Origin of the sequence: Sulfurimonas sp. HSL-1656, assembly GCF_039645585.1 — a bacterium.
Classification (GTDB): domain Bacteria; phylum Campylobacterota; class Campylobacteria; order Campylobacterales; family Sulfurimonadaceae; genus Thiomicrolovo; species Thiomicrolovo subterrani.
Map to the genome: position 1 here is coordinate 2,247,917 of NZ_CP147915.1, position 20,305 is coordinate 2,268,221.

The following is a 20,305-nucleotide window of genomic DNA, read 5'->3' on the forward strand; positions in this document are numbered from 1 at the left end:
TGCGTTAAGCGAAGAATGACACGCCATCCTTATCTCTTACTTGGTTATTAATGCTTAACGCTTAGCGCTATTCCAGCATCACTTTCATCTCTTCCGCGCAGACAAGCACCAGCGTATCGCTGCGCATCGCCTCGAGTTCGTTGGAAAAGCCCCGCTTCGCAAAGAGCCAGATCTGCTCCGGCTCGAGCCCGACAAGGGCGCACTTCTCCTGCAGTTTCTGCAGTTCGCCTTTGTTGACGTTGGTATTGGTCCATTTACACTCGCCGACGATGAACCCGCCGCCGGGGGCACGGGCCAAAATGTCGAGCTCGATCACCCGGTCCCAGTAGCTGCCGCAGCGCAGGTAGGGGTCGTCGCCCAGCTGCCGCCGCAGGTAGAGCTGCGAAATCTCTTCGAAAACCAGTCCTGTAAACGCCGTGTCCTGCTCCTCAAAACGCGACAGGACGCTTTCATAATCACCCTTCTCGATGCGCCGATGCTGCGGGGAGACGAACCGGAACCAGAAGCGCAGAAAGGGCGATCGGAAGCGCAGCTTGTGCGAGATACGGTGGCGGGCGACCTCGCGCTTGAGCTTCTGTTTCGGGTACTCCTTTTTCGGGGGCGCTTCGCGGGACGCCTCCAGGTCGAGGATGCCGATGGTACGCAGGTGGTCGACGATCTCGCCCCCCTTCGCTTCGCTGATGTGTGCCCGGCGGCAGGCGGAGTGGATGCGGCGGTCCCCCTTGGCCACGGCCTGCAGCAGTGCGATGACCTGCTTGTCCTCGAGAAATCCGGTATGAATGCGGTTGTAGTGTTCGCCGTAGTGGTCCAGGATCTTCGTTTCGATCAGTTCGGGAAGCGGTACGGTCGTGTCGATCTCGATGCCGCTCTCGCCGAATACGGCAAAGTACGCAATGAGAATCTCCATCGATTCGGGAAACGTCTCATTGTAGAAACGGCGCAGTTGGTTCAGCAGCAATTCGGGACCTCGGTCAGCATGGGGGGATTATAGCACATACGCATACAGTGTGCCATGATCGGTCATTCATAAAAAATCAGTGCCTAGGAGATATACAGGAGTTCATTCTTTTCTTTTTCATAAGAAAAGAACCAAAAGAAAATCGTCGTTGCGCGAATCGCTCGCCCTTCTCGGCTTTGTGCCTTCGGGGCGGCTTTCACGGCACGCTTAACGACCTTTCGTCTATCGATTTTATGCGCTTCAGGAACTGAAGCTAACTGAAAAGCAAAGAGCCTCGACACGTCGAAGCGCATCCAATCAACTCACGAAGCAGGCTTGCGCGCTACTTGCTACGCGCTCAATACTACTCCCCGCAGATCCGCCCATACATCTCCGGGCGGCGGTCGGCGAAGAGCGCCCAGTAGTCGCGCTGTCTGGCAATCTCGTCAAGGTCGTATTCGGCATAAATGACGCCTTCGCTCTCCCTGTCGGCTTCGGCGATCTTCCTGCCGGTATAGTCCGTCGCGAACGAAGAGCCGTAAAAGGTGAGTGTACAGCTCTCCCCCGCCTCCTCGCCGATGCGGTTGGCCGCGATGACCGGGACGGTATTGGCGGCACTGTGCCCCTGCTGGACCCGCTGCCAGTGCGCTTTGGAATCGACGTTTATTTCCGGTTCACTGCCGATCGCAGTAGGGTAGAAGATCAGTTCGGCACCCATCAGTGCGAGCGAGCGCGCCGTCTCCGGGAACCACTGGTCCCAGCAGATGCCGACGCCGAGCTTGCCGAAACGCGTCTGCCACACTTTGAACCCGGTATCCCCCGGCACAAAGTAGAACTTCTCTTCATAGCCCGGACCGGAAGGGATGTGGGTCTTACGGTAGTTCTCCAGCACCGACCCGTCCGCGTCGATCATCACCAGGGAGTTAAAATAGCGCTCGCCGTCGCGTTCGAAATAACTCAGCGGCAGTACGACGCCGAGCTCCTTGGCGAGCGCCGAGAAACGCTCAATCATCGGATGGCCGTCGCGCGCACGCGCCCAATCGAAATACTTGGCGTCCATATCCTTGCAGAAATAGAGCCCTTCGAAAAGTTCCGGCAGCAGTACGATCTGCGCCCCTTCTGCCGCCGCAGCGCGTACCAGCGCTTCCGCCCGGCTTCTGTTAACCTCTTGATCCTCACCCATTCGCATCTGTACTGCGGCAACCTTGACCATGGTTCTCTCCCTATCAAACTGAACCGAATTATACCGATTTCGGGCATGGCCGTATCGTGAAAATGCTTCGTGATTCATGATTCCTGAACAGAGCTTCGGCACGCCGAAGCGCATTGATCAATAGGCAGATGGTCGTTAAGCGTGCCTTGAAAGCCGCTGCGGAGGCCCAAAGCCGGGAGCAGCGAGCGATTCGCGCAACGACGATTTTCTTTTGTTTCTTTTCTTATGAAAAAGAAAAGATAGAGAAATGTATTTCTTTGCCACTTTTTTAGAAAAAGTAACGCAAAAAGCGGCCCTTCACGAATCGCTCGCCCCTCCCGGCTTTAGGCCTCCAGGGCGGCTTACAAGGAGCGCTCAGGGCCAATGCTTGATTTGATTGAATGCGCTTCTGGTGACCGAAGCTAACAGGAAAGAAGGAGCTTCGGCATGCCGAAGCCGCCGGTCATGACAAGGAAAGTGATTAGTGATTGGGGTGAATGGTCTGTGGTTGTAGGTGGCTGTGCAGGAAAAGGGGCCGCTCTGAAAACCCTGCACGGTGCGGAGGTTGGCTGGCAAGGGCCGGTGGGGAGAACGGTTCCGCCGGCCATGCCCTCGCACACCGCACAGGGTTTTCACAATTGCCTGTAAGCCATCTGCCGGGCTGATCCCGGCAAAGGGAGGGTCAGACCTCGAGTTCGTCCTTGATCTGCAAAAACGTTTTTTCGCCGACGCCTTTGACATTCATAATGTCCTCGATGCTGTTGAACCTGTGTTCGTTCCGGTATTCGATGATCTTCGCCGCCGTCGACGGGCCGATACCTTTGAGACTTTCCAGCTCTTCAGCCGTCGCCGTATTGAGGTTGACACCGGCAAGCAGCGGCATACTCATCACCAAGGCAGCCAACACGGCTGCCGTTCTTTTCACGAATCCCATTAGAACTCCTTTTTACTCAAAAATTCCAGGTACCCTTCCGTAATCGTACTAAAATAGTTTTAAATATATTTTAACTATATATATTTCAATATGCAATATTACAATTATTTTATGTTTTTTATAGGTATTGTGCATTTTGAAACATCTTGATATTAGGAGCGGGCTTATGTATCAGACAATGACCCAGATCGGCAGAACCTACGGTGTTGACGCCAAGAGCGTCGGCAAGATCCTTTACCTGCTGAAGATCCGTGATCCGGAACATCCGGAGCAAAAAGGGTTCCCTTATGAACAGGCTGTCGTCCACGGGATCGCCAAAGCCTACACGGGCCGTACCGGGGAGCCCTACTACCGTTACGACATCGAGCGGATCAAAGAGGAGTTCGAAGCGGAACTGCAGCGGCTGAAGGCAGAGTCACCTGAACAGCAGACGGTGCCGGAAAAGGCAGCCACTCCCCCGCCGACCGGTACGGTCGAAGCAAAGTTGCAGGAGATGCTCACACTCCTCAACAATGTCCTGCAGACAGGAGACATCAACGGCATTTACCGTCTCAAAGGGCATATCGCGGATATCTACGCGCTGCTCGCGGAGCGGTCGTAGCGCGGTTGCGCTGTCGCCGTGCTACGTGCTACGTGCTACGTACTACGTGTTACGATGATTGGAGAAAACAATGAAATGTGAAAAACTTGATGTTTGGAAACAAAGCACTCGACTTTCCGCGGATGTTTACAAGGCACTGCGTCCTTGCAAAGATTACGGATTTAAGGACCAGCTTACACGCGCGGGCTCTCCATTCCCAGTAATATCGCGGAGGGGATGGAAAAAGAATCCGTCAAAGAGCAGTTGCGTTTTCTCGAAATTGCCAAAGGTTCTGCAGCCGAATTCGCTACGCAAGTTTCTATCGGCATGGATGTAGGCTCTATCTTGACAAATATGAAGCCCGCCAATGGCTCGAAAAGTCGGACCACATCCTATCCATGCTCTCCAACCTTCAAAAAACCATAAAAAATCGTAGCACGTAGCACATAGCACGTAACACTACTCGTTCAACGCCTTTTTCGCCTCCGCGATCAGGTCATTGAGCGCCTTTTCGTACCGCTTCGCATCTTCAAGGTCCGGCGACTCGAACCGGGTGACGAGAACCGGGGTTGTGTTCGACGCGCGCACTAATCCCCAGCCGTTTTCAAAGATGACCCGGACACCGTCGACCGTGATGATCTCGCTTATTGCCGGAAAGTCCGCCGGCGGGTTTTGCAGCATCTCCCCCAGTTTCGCCATCAGCGGAAACTTCTCCTGCTCGGTCGTCTCGACCTTGATCTCCTCGGTGGAAAAGACCGGCGGCAGCTTGTCCAGTTCCGCGTCGAGGTCGATGCCTTCGTGCACCAGTTCCAGCATCCGCAGGGTGCCGTAGATGGCGTCGTCATAACCGAAGTAGCGGTCGTTAAAAAAGACATGCCCGCTCACTTCGCAGGCCAGGTCGGCATTGAGCTCTTTGATCTTCACCTTGAGGTTGGAGTGGCCGGTCTTGTACATTACCGGGGTAGCACCCCGCGCTTTGAGGGTGTCGTACATCACCTGCGAGCACTTCACCTCCCCGATAACGGTGGGGTTCTCCATCCCCATGGAAAAGAGCAGCGCCATCTGGTCGCCCTTGATATTGTACTTCTTCGTCAGTACGGCGATGCGGTCGGCGTCACCGTCGTAGGCGAAGGCGATATCGCCTTCCGCTGCCAGGGCCGCCTTGACGTCGGCCAGGTTCTTCTCGACGGAAGGGTCCGGGTGGTGGTTGGGGAAAGTACCGTCAGGATCGACATAGAGGCCTCTGGCATCCAGCTCCAGGCGGGAAAATATCTCCGGCACGACGACGCCGGCCGCCCCGTTGCCGCAGTCATAGACGATCTTCTCTTTCATCCCCTTGAGGTGGGAAAACTGCTCGACCATGTAGTCGATATAGCGCGCTTTCACATCGACCTCGATGATCCGCGTTTCCGCCTTTGGCGGCAGCCCCATCGCGGCGACCTCATCGCCCAGGGCGTAGATCTGTTCCCCGAAAAAGGGGGCCTTGGCGACAGTGATCTTGAAGCCATTGTATTCGCTGGGATTGTGCGAGCCCGTGATCATGACGGAAGCAGACGGTGTTTTCCCCTCAAAGCTTTGATAATTGGCAAAGTAGTTCACCGGTGTCGGCACGAGATCCATGGCAAGCACCGTCTTCCCCCCGGCATTGAGCCCTGCAGCCAGGTAACCGAACAGTTCCGGCGAATGCATCCGCGCATCATAGCCTACGGCCACGTACTCACCGTCGATCTTCCCGGCCAGCGCGAACCCGATCTTCGTCACCGTCTCCTCGTTCAGTTCCCCCGGTACAATGCCCCGGATATCGTACTCCCTGAAAATGCTCATTTATAGCCTTTTTTTCGTTTGCGCCATTTTAGCGAACACACCGTTAAGCACTGAACTTATCCGGCGCGAAAGTGCGCCGGTACCAGTACTCGACATTGATGTAGCGCCAGAAAGTGACGGTTTCGGCGGGCGAAATCCGACGATTACTATACTTTCCGTACAGCACATCGATCTTCTCTTTGTCAATCCACCCCGTACGGACAATCAGTGGATCATCTAGGAGCGGCGGCAGGTCGATGGCGTCGATCTGCTGCTGCAATACACTGGAAAACTCCGCTTTATCCTGGCGTGTGCGTATCTTGTCGGGGAGAATGCCCTTCATAGCCAATCGCAGCAGGTTTTTCGTACGCCCTCGCCCAAATTTGAATTCCGGCGGTAAAGAAAGCATAAACTCCACCAGTTTGACATCAAAAAACGGGTGACGATACTCTACGCCAAAATATTTTTCAATCACGTGGAATGCAGCCGCATCCATCATCATTGCCTGTACTGGCCCCGATACACGCTCCAAATCCAAAGCAAATGCGTTTGGAAGATGTGGATGCTTCTCTACAATACTTCTAAAAGAGCGCTTCTTTTGTCGGGGTGTTTCCACATCACTACCTAACAACTTTTTTATGTAGTACTTTGTCCTTTTATTAATGAATGGAGCCAGAAGGTACCTTTTCACTACAGCCTTTCGATTCTCTATATGCCGTAGCTCGTACGCAAGCCTCAAAAAGCGCATCTGCTTAAACAATTGCGTCAACGTATATGGACTTCCTGCCATAACATGGTCACCCCCCTGCCCCGTAATGATCGTCGCGATACCATCACATTTCATCTGATGAACAGCCGGGAACATCAGCGTGAAAGTAACCAATAAGGGCCAATGGGGGTTAACCTTATAACTAAACGCCATATCATAATCTTTGGAATAATCAGTTTGATCAATGTGAAGGAATTTAGGAAGAATGTCGTACTTCGATGCCATTGAGTCTATGTATTCTCCCTCATCACAAGAGAGATCGCCAAATCGCATAGAATAGATATTAAGAGGCTGTCTTTTTTTTCTAAAGCACAGAGAAGAGACAATAGCAGATGAGTCTAGTCCTCCGCTAAGCTCAAAAGCCGTCGTCTCATAGTCATCAATACGGGAATGGATCGCTTGTTCAAAAAGTTCTCGAAAGCGTTCAACTGCCTCGTACTGTGTGATCCCATAGTTGATCGCTATCGTCTCAGGATGCCAATATCGAGTTATTCTCTTGTCGTTTTTTTCAATCACCATCCAGCAGCCGGGCGGCAAACGGAAAACACCTTCATACATTGTGTCCATGTAATCAATTACGCCATGTTCCAACAATGACCTGATTGCCCTGTTGTTGGGATTTTTTTTCATGCCCGATTTTTCAAAAAGCAGTTCCAAATCACCCGAAAAATGGTAATGATTATCTTGCAATGTGTAGTAAAGAGGCTTAATCCCCAAAGAATCCCGGGCACAAAAAAAACGCTCTTCTGATTTATCATAAAGAACAAAAGCAAAATCACCTGTCATGCGTTCAAGACATGAAGTCCCCCAGAGTGCCTTTGCTTTTACAAGTAGTGTTTCATCACTTGTCTGTGAAATTTCAAGGGAAAGATCACGGCACAGTTCGTCACGATTATCGAACCGCGATCCTTTCGCCAGAAATACTAATTCCACTGTCCTATTTTTGCTTTTTAAGACTGTAACAAAATCAGATCGGAGCCCAAGCCAATCGAACCTTTCGTAGTATCGACCATCGATCCCATCTCCACAAGTTCAGGTTTATTGTAAGGTTTTCTGGAAGAGTGACAATCTTCCTTCGCCGTATCTATAGCGCTTTCAACATTCTTTGGTTGCTTCTTTTTCATGCATGGCCTTTAAGTAGGTATAAGTAACAGTGATGCTAGCCCAAAGAAACTTTAACAACTCTTTAGCGTGAGCCCAGCCTACTTAAGCACAAACCCCGTCATCGTCTTCATGGCCCCACGGTATATCGGAGAATGCAAACCCAATCTTCGTCACCGTCGTCTCGTTCAGCTCCCCCCGGCATGATACCCTGATGTCGTACTCTCTGAAAACGCTCATGCTTCGCCTTTTTAGCAAAATCGGACAAAATCGCTAAAATACTCCATGCAAAAGAGTCAAGCCCTTCCGTCCTCATCAGTACCACTTCTTTCCCCTGATCTACAATTCCTCATTGCCTGCTGCCAAACGGAACCATCCCAAGAGGATCTCGACTTCATCCTTTCCTTCCAACATAAAGCTGGTTCAGTCCTTCCACCACTGCTGGAACTGGCAGGCGCCCATGGTGTCATTCCCCTCGTCTACAAGGCACTGAAAAAACTGGCTGACGATGGCCTTCTCGACAGTAAACATATAGTGCTAACTACTTGTAAAGATGCCTATCTGCAGATCGCCCGCCGCAATATGCTCATGACTGCCGAACTCTCGCGAATTATGAAAATGTTGGAAGAAAACGGTATCAAGGCGTTGGCGTTCAAAGGGCCGACGCTGGCACAACTTGCTTACGGAGATATCACGCTTCGGCAATTTGGGGATCTGGACATCCTGGTGAACGAAACACAGATTGTCCCTGCCGGTACCGTTTTATCAGAATACGGTTACCAAGCGGAATATTCTATAAAGATTCTCGAAAATGCAACCTGCAGGGGTGTCATCAACGACCTCGGGTTTAGACATACTTCCGTCAACGTGTTTCTAGAACTTCACTGGCGTCTATTCAGGGAGAAGATCGGTCAGCATCTCGATTTTGAGCAGATCAGCAAACACACTCATTCCGCCGTGATCTCCGGTATTTCCATAGCAACACTATCGCCGGAGATGCTGCTGGTCTATCTCTGCTTGCACGGTTCTAAGCATGCCTGGGAACGTTTGGAATGGCTCTGTGATATCGACAGACTTATACGCATGCAGCCCATCGACTGGGAAATTACACGTACTATCGCAGAGGCCATGGACACTTCAACTACTCTGTATCTCGGGCTCAATCTTTGCCATGAACTTTTCAATACTCCACTAACGGAATCTTTCTTGACAATGACGCATCAAAATCGTATTGCTGAATTGACCGAGCAAACGTACAAACTACTGGATTCTTTGTGTAAGAAAGAGGGATATTCCAAATATAATACGATCCACTTGTACCAGATGGCACTGCTAAATACAAGGACAAAAAAACTGCAACACCTTCTAGCAACCTATTTCAGTATCTCAAGAAATGACTGCCAGCAATACCCGCTACCATCGGCGCTGAAGTTCCTATATATTTTCATTAAACCCGTGAGAATCGCCTACAAATACCTTCGTTACGGGAAATGAAACGGCTAAAAAAAGCTCTTGTAGAAACAAGAGATACACCGTTTAATCGTTCTCCTGCCAAAAAGAATGATCCTGCGGTATTTGAAAATATATACTGCATAGGCGAATACAATCACAAGCATTAGAGCATAAACATTTTGATAGCATGAAAAAGCGAGCATGTTGATCAATATATGGAAAAGCAACAGGCTATTGGTTGCACCGTAATTCTTTCTCACTTTTCGCCGAAACTTCAAGGTGTGCAAATGTACCTTTTCCGCTTCAAAAAACGGCACACCCTTTTTCTTCCTGCGCTTGATCCTCCGTTCTATTGTCACGAAGGTTTCAATAATGGGATAAGAGAGCGCTGCCAACGGGTACCAAAGCGGGATTTCTGCATGACGTTCAGACAACATGATCGAAAGAATAGCCAAGAGGAATCCCAGAAAATATGCCCCTCCATCACCGAGAAAAATTTTCCCGTGAGGATAGTTCCATAAAAAAAAGCCAAGTGTTGCAGCAATGCCGATCAGTGATAGTCCTAGAAGAGCATTGTCATCATACAGATAGGACAGCAGTGCAAAAAACAGAAGGGTTATGATACTGATGCCGCTGGCCAGGCCATTCAAACCATCTATGAAGTTTATAGCGCTGCTTAACCCCACAACTGCAAAAATAGTAAAAAAGACGGCTATCCAATATGGCAGGATGAAAAATTCACTGTTGTCTGCCACATAACCGCCAAAATATACGGCCATTAAGGTACCCAGTGCCATCGCTCCGAGACGATATTCTTTCTTGGTATCACCGTGCCAGTCTTCAAAAAGTCCAAAACCGAAGACAACGGCTCCACCGGCCACAAGCCACCAATATTCTGGCAACACATACAGCACCGTTATTGCGAAGGCAATAAACACACCGAGCCCTCCAACCCTTGGCGTAGGAGTTGTGTGAACCGCGTGAGTTTTGAAATCAGAATCTGTAAAGAAGCCGAATCTATTTTCTATTCTGATCGTCACATATTGATATATTAAAGATTGTAGAAAAGCTATTACAAAACTCACAATAAATCCTAACAATATAAAATTATTTGAATTATAGCTCAAATATCTTTTTTAAGAAGCCGTATTAGCGCCCATTGTTTCATCAGTAACAAAATAAATGGAATATTCGTCGTTAGATATCGTTTCCACAATCGGCGTGGTTCCTGCATAAGCCTATATGCCCATTCCAATGAAAAATCCTGCATCCATTCGGGTGCCCGGCTTTTCACACCGGCATAAACTTCGAAAGCACCACCCAGACCAATCATACAGCTTGCAATCCTGCCAAGATGCTCCGCCATCCACTTTTCCTGTTTGTGCACCCAAAGGCGACAAAGAAAAAATCGGGATTTTTCTCATTTTTCATCGAGACAATTTCATCCTTTTCATCCGATGACAGCGCAAAAACGGGCTAAATACGTGTCTATCGTGAGCTTTGTCAGCTCCTATCTGGCTTTTACATCAATTTTTTCAAGGATCTCGTCGGTAGAGCCATATAAAAAGATGGATTTCCCCTGTTTTTCTCATTCGCGTATGAGATGGATCGGGCAGCAAGTCCATCCCCGCCACACTCTCTACGAAGATGCTGCTAGTCTACCTCTACCTCCACGGTTCCAAACATGCCTGGGAACGACTTAAATGGACCTGCGATATCGACAGGATGGTTACGGAAAATACAAAGCCATCCCTGTCTTTACCAAATAGATATTCTCAATACTACCTCCAAAAAACCAGGCATCTACTGGCGACATATTTCAGTATATCAAGGACTACTACCAACTCTTTCCCCGGCCATCTTCTCTGACATTATTACCTTTTCTCAAGCCTATTGGGGTCACCTACAAATACATTCCCTCCGGTAAGTAACAACTTATTTCACTGTCTGAGCCCGATGTTGTAGTGACCGTATCCAGCACGTCGTTAAGGCGTAGCCTTTTCCAGAATCAGGCCTCTTCCCAGAGCACAGCGAATTCTCCACTTAAGCGATGTCCGCATCAGGTTGAAGACCAGTGAGTAACATCAAAATATGTCACTTTGCAGCACACGCCAACAACTCAGTTAACCTTGCAAGTCCTTTATCGTTTCACTCTCAAACATTTTACTCAGCTACTTTCAAACAATTATTTTAGAACTTAATTCTTGCGGTTATTTTGTGAAGGCCAAAGGCTGTAACAGCCACTAATAATAAAAATATGGCAACATGTTCTATCGAATTAAAATCGCGTAAGAATACTATTAACACCACATGTGAAAGATATATTTCATATGCATAAACACCTATCAATTTAAGTATCTTTGAATGGATATTTGCAAATATACTTATAAAAACAATCAATAAAACAAAAGTTGTAGAAGAGAATGTTTTGCCAATGCTGGGGAATAGGGGAAACGGTGCCAATGCAACTACGGTTGATATACCGAGTGCAATAATTATCCCCGTTAAATACATAAAACGTCTTTGAAAAATATGGGGAATTAATACATCTTTGTAGATTGCGAACAATATTCCAAGTGGAAAAGCGAATGACGTTGTGTACCACCATTTACCTAATCCAAGTAGCAAACAAGTAATCCAATATAAGGAAATAAGTAATGTCACAGACAAGAGCGCATTTTTAGGCTCAAACTTTTTAAATGAAAAATAAAAAAATATATAGGCAATCATTATAAATATAACGAACCAATATGACCCGCTAACAAGTCGTATTCCAGAAGACACTAAAAATGCATCTCGCAAGTCCATTCCACTTCCGAACATAAACTTTAAGATAACATAAAAAAGTGAGACAATAAAAAATGGTACATAGACTCTGAAAACCCTTTTTCTTAAAAAATGGTCCAGGTGTTTTTTTTGCAAATAACTACTACTCAAACCATAACCAGAAAGAAAAATAAAAATGGATACCCCAAGGTAGCCAAAACTTTGATAGGGTGCCAATAAGCCCGGCGGGGAAAAAGTCTGCGACATATGGTGTAACATGATGACAACAATACTAACTCCCTTAAGAATATCAGAAATATCTCTGGACATAAACTCATCCGTATTTTTCTTCCTCCTGATACCGCTTAGTATCAGAACAGGCAAAATCACGTACGACAATGTCACCATAGTGTAATAACCAACTCCCATTTCCGCTCCTATCAAATTACATCAGAATCTGCAATTCATTTTTGAAAAAATTCAGTGTATTTTATGTTAGATCACCTACCACAATTAAGCCTCCATGACAAACAGAATTGTTTGCGAAAAAGCTACAAACATTCCAATACAAGCAGTCGTTTTGGTTAAGACTCTTTTTTTAACAGTCAAATATGCGCCCATTGTTTAATCAGCAGCAGAATAAACGGGATATTCGTCGTCAAATAGCGCTTCCACAAACGCCCCGGCTCCTGTATCAATCTGTACAGCCACTCTAGCGAATACTTCTGCATCCAATCGGGTGCCCTCGTTTTCACCCCGGCATAGACTTCGAAAGAACCTCCCAGACCGATCATGCAGCTATCGATACTGCCCAGGTGCTCCGCCATCCATTTCTCCTGTTTGGGGCACCCGAGGGCGACAAAGACGAAGCCGGGGTTTTTCGCATTGATCCTCGACACTATTTCCTCTTTTTCCTCCGGTGACAGTGTCCTGAACGGTGGTGAATAGGCGTCTATAGTGAGATTCGGCAGTTCCTGTTTGGCCCGCACAACGATCTTCTCGAGAATTTCATCGGTCGATCCATACAAAAAGACTGACTTCCCACGCTTCTCGCATTCGCCCATGAGGTCGGGCAGCAGGTCCATGCCTGCCACCCTGTCCTGCTCGATGCCGTACAGTAGTTTCATCGCTTTGGCAATCGGCATCCCATCCGGCGTGGCGATATCCGCATTGTTGACCACGGCTCCAAATGCGGCATCGCGATGAGCTTCCATGGTCATATGAACGTTCACGACACAGACATAGCTCGACTTTTTCTCCGATGACAGTGTCATGAGATTGTCTATGAACTCCCCGTACCGCCCGGTACTAACCGACGTTGAAATTACACTCTTTTTTTGCATCCTACTTTTCACCCTGCAATATCCCGATAAGGTTGTGTTCAAATTTCTCCAATGTAAAATTTTCCAGATACCGCTGACGGCAATACCTGGCTGTTTCAGGGTTTAAAAGCTTTTGCTTCGCAATCTGTAATGAGTTGTATAGTTCGGCATTGTCATGCAAAACAATTCCGCATTTTTCATCAAGAATATTGGGAATGGAACCTTCATCTGTGGAAATAGTAGGTACACCAAATGACATCGCTTCAATGATTACCAACCCAAAAGTTTCTGCTTTATACCGAGTCGGGAACAACAATAAATGTGCATTTTGTAGAAGAAATGCTTTATCATCGCCTTTCATAAACCCGTGAAACGTCACCCGCTCCTGCAGCCCTTTTTCGTTTATGAACTCGAAAAACTCTTTTTCGTCCTCATCGTTTTGCCATCCGCCGGCAAAATGGAAATGAATCTTCTCCCCTTTGGTCACATCGGCAAGTTTCAGGACTTCGACGTACCCCTTCTCCTTGATCATATTCGACAGGTAAAGGAGCTGCACTTCATCAATAGAGGCGTACTTGTGCTGCAGAAGCGTTTCGAAACCTTTCGGCTCCGCCAGATCTTCCACCCCGTTCGGCAAAAAGGCGACACCCTTGTACGTTGCAACGTGTTCAAAATCCTTTTCCAGCAGAGGGCTAAGTAGTATGAGATTGACCCCCTTTAGGAAAAAACGGGTCAGCTGGAGGTTACGCGTCGAATCGGAGACGAAAGCGTCGACTCCCTTGGTATGGTAATGATAGAAGATTTCACATTTCGTCATAGCGCTATAAACTTTCCACAGCGGCGAAAGCAGCAGGTCTCGATAAAAAGCAAACCCCTTTACGGATGCCGTAAAGTAGATCTTCTCCGGCCGAAATACGATCAACGACCAGAGCACTTTGAAAAAGAGTTCCACGAAATACCAGAACTTTTTAACATTCACCTTACCGATTTCGCCTATGGTCTCGGATGAACGTATAGGAATAAACCGACATTCAAAAGTATCCTTCAGCAAGCTGCTCTCATGAATAAAATCACCGACCTTTGCTGCTCCATGTGTAGGCGGCGACAGGTGAAGAATACAGAGTAAGTTAAGCTTCTTCATCACAATTAGCGAGGCAAATTTTCTTAATGAGTTTTGCGGGATTACCAGCAACAACACTATTGGGTTTAACATCCTTCGTCACTACAGAACCTGCACCAACAATCGAGTTCTTACCAATTCTTATCGGCCCAATTAAAACACTGTTCGGTCCTATCACAACATTGTCTTCAATAATAGGTGATCCCAAATCTTTCCCATCAGGCCCCTGCTTATTGCCAATTGTCGTATTATGTTTCAATGTCACATTATTACCAATTACTACATTCGCATTAAGAACTAGTGCCCGCCCATGATGGATAATAAATCCTCTGCCAATTTTCGTAGATACCGGGATTTCGCACCCCAATACTAAATCAGTAACTAATTTGTATAGAAGAATGATCGGTGCAAAAAGTAGATATGTGAATCTACCTGTCATTTTTTTGCGGAAAAAGCTTGCTATTCTATAACTGACAACAATGATTCTACCTTTGAAATTGTCGTTATTTTGTACGTCTTCTAAAACTTCATTCCATAGCTTCATCATTTCACTCTTGTTTTAAATTTCATTTTTTGAAACCCTTCAAAAAAGCAATAGACTTTTTAATAAGCTTATTGGTATAACTGACTTGAAATTTGAATTCTTTTGCTATCTTTGAATTAGGCAATATTTCATCTGTAAAATCAAAATCACATTTGGAAGTTGTGTCCAATACTGTTTCATAAATATTCGTATTAGAACAATGGGTTGCTTCTGATCCAAAACCTATATTTTGTACTTTGGAACTTTTTGCAAAAACAGCATATTTCCCTTGTTTGTACATGGCGTACGACCATCGGATGGCCCAGGAATTATTTTTTCCTTCTTTGTAGTGCTTTAGCATGCGTGTCATATCAATGCCACCGCGATTAAATGCTCTCACGGATTTCCAGTCTTTTATAAAATCTTCATAATCCGACAAATCCCAATCAATACTTTCCCATTGATCTAACCAGGTTGCCCAACCCCAAGACGATGGTCTATATGTAAGATAAGTCTCATTCTCATAGCATATCAGAGACTTTAAATTCGGTGAATAGCCTGAAATTGCAAAGATGTCTTTTCTGTCTTTATAATAGTCCAAAGCTGAATTCATATAGCAAAGAAAGTTTGTACTTGTAATAAGATCATCTTCAAGAACAATTACCTTGCCATATTTATTTATTATTTCTGTAACACCCTCAATAATATTTTTCGCCAGTCCATAATTTTCTTCCCGCTCTATAATGTTGATCGTTTTAAAACCAGACAAGTCGCGTAAATAAGACCTTACTTCCTGTACTTTGACTTCATCTTTATTTTGCCTAGGTGCGTCGGAAAATATGAATATCTCTGACTGATCAGCGAGCTTGTTCAACAGGAGTTTTTGAGTTGTACTTTTCAAATGATCTAATCTGTTATATGCAAAAAGGAGTACCGGCGCGCGTTTGTTATTCACTTGCATCAATTACCAATAACATGAATTTTCAACCTTTTGTGCACTAGAGGGCTTTTCATCTTCCGACGGTCTAATCCACTGTGCATTGATTATATTTTTAAAGTCAGGATTGAGTTCCCATCTTCTTCCATAGATACCAAATAGCATTTGCGTCGATCCACCTAAATGGATTGCTTTTTTCCCCATCTTTTTAACATGTGCTGCTAATGGCAAACCATACGCTCCTGCGCCGATAATTGCAATATCAAAGTCAATCAAAGATATCTCTTTTTGCATATAGTTCAATGCATCAAACCATGACTTGAAATTTGACTCCCCCCCCAATGACTGCACTGCAGCATAGGTGACCAGTTCAAAATCAGGAAGTACCCTGTTGTCATTAAACAATTGCTCCCGCTTAAGATACTGATGTTCAATGCTCCTGGCAAAAGGATGAATAACAAGTACCTTCTTGCCTTTTAAATAATATGACCATGGACGTGCAGAGAAGTAAGGTTCCAAGTTCCTTAGTTTTGTTAATTTTGCATTCGGACAAAATCTATTGGCAATGACATTTTCAAATGGATTGAACCAAATTCCCAAAAGATCGATTTCACCAATCTCATCAAAATATAATTCAGAAAACTCATTTAAACTGTTGTCATCCACGGGGAATACACCCGAATAGTCTTTAATTATATGCTTAAGATTTGCATTGTACATTCTTTTAGAGAAGTTTGTTTTCAGCACTTTCAATTCAGTACTGCCCAGTCTAGAAATCATACAAGGGTTACTGCTTTCTAGTAACTCTTTAATATAATCAACAGTATCGGCAGCGCTTAGTATCGGCTGATTGTAATCTTTAGGTTTGACTTTATACAGTTTATCTCTCACCCACCTGTATATCACTGTTTTTTTTATTAGCTCCAAAATCTTTTCATTCCGCATAAATCAAATCCTTTTATTTAATCCAATATCCAAATATTCGTCTTATGACGCCAATAAAAATAAACTGGAATCTGTACTTTATTGGGCAATTTTTTAATGCACAAACGACAAACCACTTAAGATTTCCTCCACCTCTGATACCGAACAAGTGTTGAAAGTAATTTTTCCAACTTTTGTTTTTGCGAAACGCGACCCCACCGCTTTCTTCCGGATAAATTGCAATTTTTGCATCGTAATTACAAAAAATCCCAAATCCTGCCCTCTTGGCTCTATAGGTAAAATCTAAATCAGCAATCGTTTGAGGGAAATGCTTCGAATCATAAAAACCAATTTCGTCAAAAACCTGGGCAGGTATCAACAGACCTCGTCCAGGAAATAAATCCACTTCATGCAGTCCTTTTTGTTGTGCTGGAGATAAACTATCAATGATTGGAATCCCTCTTCCTGTCCGCCAATTTCTCTTTTCACCGCCGTAGACAACATCTCCGGTTTTCTGATCTATTGCCAACGCACCCAAAAGTGCATCTGGCTTGTTCTGAGACCAATACATCATTTTTTCCATATAGTCTGATTCTGGGATCGTATCGTCATTCAGTGTCATAATATAAGTGGCCCCCTGTTCCAACGCATATTTCACACCAACATTTGTTCCCTCAGCCCACCATAGGTTCCCATCGCCTTCAATGTAATGGACTTCAGGAAAATTTTTTAGGATCATCTCTTTTGTACCATCTGTCGAGCCATCATCAACAATGACTACTTTAAAATCTTTGCATGTTTGAATCGATAAAGCTTCTAAGTAATTTCTGGTAAATTTTTTCCTGTTGAATACAGGAGTTACTATGTATATCATGCTCAAGTCCTCAATCTTAATAGTTTTGCTCTATTCAATAAATCATTTATCCAGAACCTAAACTCATTATTTGTCATCTTCCTAAAACTGCTTGATAAACACATAGAAATAAAAATCCACAAGACAATAGTTTGTATTCCAAATGATGAAGGATCTTCTACAAAAGAAAATGCCCACCTAAACGCCACAAATAAGCCAACAATCCTTATGAAGTAATTATTTGACCTATAAACTGCCAAATATGAACTATAGAAAAATACAAGAAAATATAAAAATACTCCGATAAGTCCAAACCATGTAAAGACATTCAATATAGAAACTTCTGAAGCGAATCTCTCCTTTTTACCTGTACCTAATTCGTATTCCAGATAATCACCGAAATATACCGAATCATAACCTCGAGCTGGTGTTCTGCCTTGGATTATATAGTCATGCTTTATCGCCGAACTAATAGTTTCAACATAGATAAATGTTCTTGTATCTGCTGTCAAATCTCCCTGAGAGGCGTCGGAAGTTTTAGAAGTATTAATAGTATAGCCACCCAAATAATCCTTCATATGAAAAACATTAAAAGTATTGGTAAGTGCTAGAAAAAACAGTATTATAGGAGCAATGATTAAGCTAATATGCATGATTTTAAAAAATTTTTCTATTTGAAAAAATCTCGCATAATACATAGAACCGAATAAGAAAGCAGTGCTAAATTTAATTACTGTACTTCTAGATTCCAAACTGAAAATAATCACACAAAATGTAATAATAACAATAAAGACCCTCCACCTATATGGTATGACAGGCAGAAGCAATAGCAAAAGTAATAATGGCGATAAGTATTGGCCAATAAAAGTTGTATCTACTATGAACGGTATAAAAAGCAAAAAAATTATTAGCATATATTTAAGCCAAAAAGAGATGATTTGTTTTAATAATTTGTCATTAATAAATAGAAAAACAAATAGAGGTATTGAATAAACAAATGCAATACTAAATAGGTTTTTCCATTCCCAATAGTTATCCGCTATAAAAAGACCACGTAGAAAACTTAAAAAGCACCACATCATAAATACTTTTACAATTAACAACGGTGTTCTATCTTTTGCCTTTTGGTAATATATAGATTTTGACATGAATGCTACTGCTAAAAAAATGCTATTAAAACCCCACCAAAAAAGAAGTGGTAAACTAGGAGTAATACTCCATTGCAGGATTGATTCAAAAGTTACAAAAGCGAACAAATAAGAAAAAAGTTGCGCGTAGCTAATCGTCATATTGATCACTAATCTTTCGGATGAACTTTGCAGGATTTCCTGCCCACACTTCATTCCCAGGTATACTTGTAGTTACAACCGAACCTGCTCCAACTATGGAGCCTTTCCCAATGTTTACACCCTTTAATATCAATGAATGAGCCCCTATAAAGACATCATCACTTATGAAAATTTCAGCTGATTTGACACCTTGCTTATCATGAAAGGGGTCTCTTCTCGTCTTCATATCCAGAGAATGAAAATCTGTATCATAGATACATGTATTACCGCCTATTTTGACATTGTCACCTATTGTAATTTTGCTATGGCAAACAATCGAAACTCCTGACAATCCTGTATTTTCACCTATTATCAATACCCCATTTTTTCTGACTACAAACAAAGATCTGTATGTGCCGCCTATTGGATTTGAAGACAACCGGTTATTATTTTTAAAGTTTTTGCCAATATTGAATTGCCCTTGAATGCTTAAATAAGGCAAACCTTTACAGTCTAATCCTTCAGAAAAACAAATTCCATTCAAACGAAAATATATAGGTACAACCACTTTTGACAAAGCATTAATAACTTTGTTTATCAAAAAATATATAGCTTTATAAATTATTTTCATATTGATTCCTGGTTTATTATTTCGTAATAATAATCCAAATAGCCATCAACAACACTTTTTGATGAAAACTGCTCGACAACATGCTTATAGCATTTTTCAGACAAATGTGTATATAGATTTTTGTCTGAGAATACCTCAGTCATTTTATCGCTAATGTCAACAGGATTATTTATATCTACCAAAAGACGAGTTTCATTGATTACCCATGGAACGGCACCAGATGTTGTCCCTCCAATGACTGGCACTCCTAAAGACATGGCCTCTGTTAAAACTACACCAAAAGATTCTTCTCTTGCTGTATGAAGAAGTAAGTGTGCGCTTTCCAATTCATGCAACAACTCTTCAGTAGTCAATTTCCCATGAAAATATATGTTTTCTATTTTCAAAGATGAAATACTCTTATGTGCAATGCCGTTTTCTTCATAGCCACTTCCAATTAAATGTAATTCTGCTTGAGGAAATTTTTTGTGAAAAATTTCAAATGATTTCACTCCTTCCATTACATTTTTCAGGCTATTCCAACCATTATTTATCATTATAATTTTTAGTTTATCCATATTATTAATTCTTAATTTTATAAATGATGATATTTGTTCCTCAGTGTATTTGATTGGAACAGGGTTTGGAATAACCCTAACATTGTCAATCCTTTTTTGTGCATATTCAAGCATATAAGGAGAGACTGTTGAAGCATATTGAATGTTTCTAAAATTTAGTTCAGACATAATCAATCTGAAAAACCTGTATATACTTCTTGTATACTTTAGAACTTTATACGCATTGTCATGAATAGTAATTAAGCTTTTATATTTTGTTTTTAAAGCAGATTTTGCGAATTCATAAGACCAATGTGCATGGATAATATCTGGGGTTAATTTATTAATTTCACTTACTATCTTTTTTGTTTCATAAGAATAGAAATCTAGAATTCTTCCTAGCATCCAATTGTTAAACCTAAAAGAATGAGGTCTATACGGAACAACTATCCATGTAAAATTCTGATAATGAAATTTTTTTATTTCATAGTCTCCATCTACAGCTCTGGTTGTTGTAATCGCTGTTACTCTATGTCCCCTGGCTAATAACTCTTCAATGATTGTTCCAATAAATATAGCTCCAGAATAACCTTCCGGTAAATTGTCATATTTTATATTTGGCAAAAACTTATGTATATAAGATCTATCTGATGGTGA

The 20,305-nt window shown here is 43.7% G+C and carries 20 protein-coding genes and 2 pseudogenes; 4 read left to right on the forward strand and 18 right to left on the reverse strand.

Translation table 11 applies throughout. The annotated features are described in order from the left end of the window. Positions 1 to 67: 67 nt before the first annotated feature. A complete protein-coding gene (locus tag WCX49_RS11530) occupies positions 68 to 958 on the reverse strand; it encodes a DUF234 domain-containing protein (RefSeq protein ID WP_345985230.1) in 891 nt (296 codons plus the stop codon). A gap of 343 nt (positions 959 to 1,301) precedes the next feature. Then, positions 1,302 to 2,150 (reverse strand): N-carbamoylputrescine amidase, encoded by an 849-nt coding sequence (aguB, locus tag WCX49_RS11535; RefSeq protein ID WP_345985231.1) that lies wholly within the window; start codon positions 2,148 to 2,150, stop codon positions 1,302 to 1,304. Positions 2,151 to 2,278: 128 nt separating this feature from the next. Here aguB and WCX49_RS11540 point away from each other — a divergent pair, with 128 nt between their 5' ends. After that, positions 2,279 to 2,422: a hypothetical protein gene (locus tag WCX49_RS11540; protein WP_345985232.1), complete on the forward strand. Its 144-nt coding sequence runs from the start codon at positions 2,279 to 2,281 to the stop codon at positions 2,420 to 2,422. A gap of 389 nt (positions 2,423 to 2,811) precedes the next feature. Here the strand turns inward: WCX49_RS11540 and WCX49_RS11545 are convergent, their stop codons facing one another. Then, a complete protein-coding gene (locus WCX49_RS11545; RefSeq protein ID WP_345986811.1) occupies positions 2,812 to 3,018 on the reverse strand; it encodes a helix-hairpin-helix domain-containing protein in 207 nt (68 codons plus the stop codon). Between the two features lie 211 nt (positions 3,019 to 3,229). Between WCX49_RS11545 and WCX49_RS11550 the strand changes: the two genes are divergently transcribed. Together WCX49_RS11550 and WCX49_RS11555 are read left to right on the forward strand one after the other, a co-directional pair. Then, complete coding sequence (locus WCX49_RS11550) at positions 3,230 to 3,664, forward strand: hypothetical protein (RefSeq protein WP_345985233.1); 435 nt, start codon at positions 3,230 to 3,232, stop codon at positions 3,662 to 3,664. Between the two features lie 70 nt (positions 3,665 to 3,734). Continuing rightward, a pseudogene (locus WCX49_RS11555) lies at positions 3,735 to 4,069 on the forward strand (four helix bundle protein). Positions 4,070 to 4,102: 33 nt separating this feature from the next. Here the strand turns inward: WCX49_RS11555 and WCX49_RS11560 are convergent. The 3 genes from WCX49_RS11560 to WCX49_RS11570 all read right to left on the reverse strand — a co-directional run bounded on the left by WCX49_RS11560 (position 4,103) and on the right by WCX49_RS11570 (position 7,556). Further along, positions 4,103 to 5,467: a phosphomannomutase/phosphoglucomutase gene (locus WCX49_RS11560; protein WP_345985234.1), complete on the reverse strand. Its 1,365-nt coding sequence runs from the start codon at positions 5,465 to 5,467 to the stop codon at positions 4,103 to 4,105. A 43-nt stretch (positions 5,468 to 5,510) separates the two neighbouring features. Continuing rightward, positions 5,511 to 7,148 carry an asparagine synthase-related protein gene (locus WCX49_RS11565; protein ID WP_345985235.1) on the reverse strand — a complete coding sequence of 546 codons (1,638 nt, stop codon included), beginning with the start codon at positions 7,146 to 7,148 and terminating at the stop codon, positions 5,511 to 5,513. A gap of 273 nt (positions 7,149 to 7,421) precedes the next feature. Next, a complete protein-coding gene (locus WCX49_RS11570; protein ID WP_345985236.1) occupies positions 7,422 to 7,556 on the reverse strand; it encodes a hypothetical protein in 135 nt (44 codons plus the stop codon). A gap of 45 nt (positions 7,557 to 7,601) precedes the next feature. On the opposite strand from WCX49_RS11570, the gene WCX49_RS11575 reads away from it, so the two are divergent. After that, entirely contained in the window at positions 7,602 to 8,810 is a 1,209-nt protein-coding gene (locus tag WCX49_RS11575) for a nucleotidyltransferase family protein (RefSeq protein ID WP_345985237.1), read from the forward strand. A gap of 5 nt (positions 8,811 to 8,815) precedes the next feature. Here the strand turns inward: WCX49_RS11575 and WCX49_RS11580 are convergent, their stop codons facing one another. The 12 genes and pseudogenes from WCX49_RS11580 to WCX49_RS11635 all read right to left on the reverse strand — a co-directional run bounded on the left by WCX49_RS11580 (position 8,816) and on the right by WCX49_RS11635 (position 20,272). Next, positions 8,816 to 9,808, reverse strand: a complete 993-nt coding sequence (locus tag WCX49_RS11580) for an MraY family glycosyltransferase (protein ID WP_345985238.1) — start codon at positions 9,806 to 9,808, stop codon at positions 8,816 to 8,818. 83 nt (positions 9,809 to 9,891) lie between these two features. After that, positions 9,892 to 10,158, reverse strand: a pseudogene (locus tag WCX49_RS11585) (WecB/TagA/CpsF family glycosyltransferase); the annotation flags it as partial. Positions 10,159 to 10,958: 800 nt separating this feature from the next. Continuing rightward, positions 10,959 to 11,864 (reverse strand): acyltransferase, encoded by a 906-nt coding sequence (locus WCX49_RS11590; protein WP_345985239.1) that lies wholly within the window; start codon positions 11,862 to 11,864, stop codon positions 10,959 to 10,961. Positions 11,865 to 12,139: 275 nt separating this feature from the next. Then, positions 12,140 to 12,808, reverse strand: a complete 669-nt coding sequence (locus WCX49_RS11595; RefSeq protein WP_345985240.1) for a WecB/TagA/CpsF family glycosyltransferase — start codon at positions 12,806 to 12,808, stop codon at positions 12,140 to 12,142. A gap of 70 nt (positions 12,809 to 12,878) precedes the next feature. Then, the gene (locus WCX49_RS11600) at positions 12,879 to 13,997 is read right to left on the reverse strand and encodes a glycosyltransferase family 4 protein (RefSeq protein WP_345986812.1); all 1,119 of its coding nucleotides are present in this window, start codon (positions 13,995 to 13,997) and stop codon (positions 12,879 to 12,881) included. Further along, positions 13,984 to 14,523, reverse strand: coding sequence for a DapH/DapD/GlmU-related protein (locus WCX49_RS11605; protein WP_345985241.1), 540 nt, complete (start codon positions 14,521 to 14,523; stop codon positions 13,984 to 13,986). Before WCX49_RS11605 ends, WCX49_RS11600 begins: the two co-directional genes overlap by 14 nt. A 19-nt stretch (positions 14,524 to 14,542) precedes the next feature. Further along, a complete protein-coding gene (locus tag WCX49_RS11610; protein WP_345985242.1) occupies positions 14,543 to 15,460 on the reverse strand; it encodes a hypothetical protein in 918 nt (305 codons plus the stop codon). A 3-nt stretch (positions 15,461 to 15,463) separates the two neighbouring features. Further along, positions 15,464 to 16,381: a hypothetical protein gene (locus tag WCX49_RS11615; RefSeq protein WP_345985243.1), complete on the reverse strand. Its 918-nt coding sequence runs from the start codon at positions 16,379 to 16,381 to the stop codon at positions 15,464 to 15,466. A gap of 13 nt (positions 16,382 to 16,394) precedes the next feature. Next, the gene (locus tag WCX49_RS11620; protein WP_345985244.1) at positions 16,395 to 17,234 is read right to left on the reverse strand and encodes a glycosyltransferase family 2 protein; all 840 of its coding nucleotides are present in this window, start codon (positions 17,232 to 17,234) and stop codon (positions 16,395 to 16,397) included. A 2-nt stretch (positions 17,235 to 17,236) separates the two neighbouring features. Next, entirely contained in the window at positions 17,237 to 18,502 is a 1,266-nt protein-coding gene (locus WCX49_RS11625; RefSeq protein WP_345985245.1) for a hypothetical protein, read from the reverse strand. Then, the gene (locus tag WCX49_RS11630) at positions 18,492 to 19,112 is read right to left on the reverse strand and encodes an acyltransferase (protein ID WP_345985246.1); all 621 of its coding nucleotides are present in this window, start codon (positions 19,110 to 19,112) and stop codon (positions 18,492 to 18,494) included. The genes WCX49_RS11625 and WCX49_RS11630 overlap by 11 nt, the downstream gene beginning before the upstream one ends. Further along, a complete protein-coding gene (locus tag WCX49_RS11635; protein WP_345985247.1) occupies positions 19,109 to 20,272 on the reverse strand; it encodes a glycosyltransferase family 4 protein in 1,164 nt (387 codons plus the stop codon). The genes WCX49_RS11630 and WCX49_RS11635 overlap by 4 nt, the downstream gene beginning before the upstream one ends. Positions 20,273 to 20,305: the final 33 nt, after the last annotated feature.